Source organism: Puniceispirillum sp. (SeqCode) (assembly GCF_965657105.1).
In the GTDB taxonomy this organism is placed as follows: Bacteria; Pseudomonadota; Alphaproteobacteria; order Puniceispirillales; family Puniceispirillaceae; genus Puniceispirillum.
In genome coordinates this window covers 1-2017 of record NZ_CBFHNB010000118.1, presented here as the reverse complement: position 1 = coordinate 2017, position 2017 = coordinate 1, and the positions used below count along the sequence as shown (strand labels likewise).

1 protein-coding gene is annotated in these 2017 nt (G+C 51.1%); it reads right to left on the bottom strand.

Translation table 11 applies throughout. The annotated features are described in order from the left end of the window. Positions 1-1746 (bottom strand): helicase-related protein (locus tag ACTF7Q_RS10645; RefSeq protein ID WP_438997809.1); only part of this gene is annotated, 1746 nt, incomplete at its 3' end. Positions 1747-2017 lie beyond the last annotated feature (271 nt).

Below are 2017 nucleotides of genomic sequence, written 5' to 3'. Positions count from 1 at the left end.
CGCCACTATGGATTCACGCCAGCTGACATTACCTTTTTCATCCAGTTTGAAAGCCAGATCAGCCGATCCGGTAAAGGCACGGACACGGCGCTCAATTTCATCGGGAAGTCCCCGGCGGGCGGCGGCCAGAATCGTTGCCTTTTCTTCACCCTCGGACAAGGTAGGCATGAAGACAAACCCGTCCAACTGCCCTACATTTTCACCTTCGACAAGAACCGTACCGTCGGCCTTAACTGATGCCATCAAATTCTTAGTTTCCTTTAGTCTTCTACTCAAATGGGCCGCGCGTTTATCAACAAATCTCTCAGATAATCTTATGTGCAGACTATCAGATAGGCGATCCTCAATTTTACGTGCACGATCCTGCCATTCTGCAGGGTCATCTGTCCAGTCAGAACGATGCGTAATGTATGTCCAGGTGCGAATATAAGCAAGTCGCGTCATCAAAGTGTCGATATCACCATCAAGACGATCAAGCTGAGTCATCGCTTTGGCCACCATATCGACGCCAAGCACGCCATCTTCAACCAGCGCCAGATAGATCGAGGCCAGCATTTCATAATGATTTTCATTCAGGCTCTGGCGAAAGTCAGGGACACAGGCAACCTCCCATAACAGGCGCACCTGGTGCGCACCCGATACAGCGTCTTTAATTTCAGGTCGTCTAGCTAGTGCCATCAATGCCTGATGATCAAGCGCATCGCCCTTGCGGAACAAAAACGGCAATGGCGGCGGTGCTTCGAGTGAGCCAAGCAACATATCAACCGATGTGAAATTGAGATCGCGACTTCGCCAGTAAAAGGCACGCAAAGGCGGAAAACGGTGTTGTTCAATCGCCTCGATCAATTCAGGTTCCAGCGCATGACATCCGTCGGTGACGCCAAATGTGCCATCATTGATATGCCGTCCAGCACGGCCAGCGATCTGTGCCATTTCCGAGGCAGTTAGTTTGCGCATCTTGCGGCCATCATATTTAACATCAGCCGCCAGCGAGACATGCGCAAGGTCAAGATTGAGCCCCATGCCAATAGCATCAGTCGCGACTAGAAAATCAACTTCGCCATTCTGGTATAATTCGACCTGTGCATTGCGCGTCCGCGGGCTAAGACGCCCCATGACAACGGCCGCACCGCCGCGCTGACGCCGGATAAATTCAGCAATCTGATAGACATCGGCTGCCGAAAAGGCCACCACCGCCGCGCGTCGTGGCAAACGGGTGAGTTTTTTGGGACCACTATAGGATAATTGCGACATGCGCTGACGGTAATCAATCTTGGCAGCAGGCAATAACTGCCGCAATAACGGGGCTGCCGTTTCCGCGCCCATGAACATCGTTTCAAACAGACCGCGCGCATGAATGATCCGGTCCGTAAAGACATGCCCACGTTCGCGGTCGCCAGCAAGCTGTATTTCGTCAACACCCACAAATTCGAAACGCCGGTCAGGCAAATCCTCCGTCCCATCGCCAAGTGCCGACAAAGTCAGGGATTCTGGCATTGATTCAACGGTCGCGCAGATATAACGCGCTGATGCCGGAATGATACGTTCTTCGCCTGTTATAAGCCCGACTTTGGCCGCGCCAAGCCGCGCCACCAAACGGTCATAATTTTCACGCGCCAAAAGCCGCAGGGGAAAGCCGATAATGCCGCTGGCATAACCTGTCATCCGTTCAAGCGCGAGATGCGTCTTGCCCGTATTGGTTGGCCCGAGAACCAAAGTTACATTTTCGGCTGAGCTACGCGCCATGAGAATATCGACAGAAACTAAAACAGAAATCCGACCCTACATGGGTTTAAACATTTGTGCATTGGTTTTTTGGATAAATATTTTTCTCACATTAACGAAAAATTAAATCCCGCTGTGTAACCATCAAAATATCACTTTAACCCATAGTAGGAGACAGCATGGTTGGTGCAACACCACAAACGCCAATATCTGACTTTGGGCTTGGTGATTCTTCGCGAGTTATAAGCCCCCGAAAACCAAACGGCAAATTGTTACTGGGTGATGCTGTCCA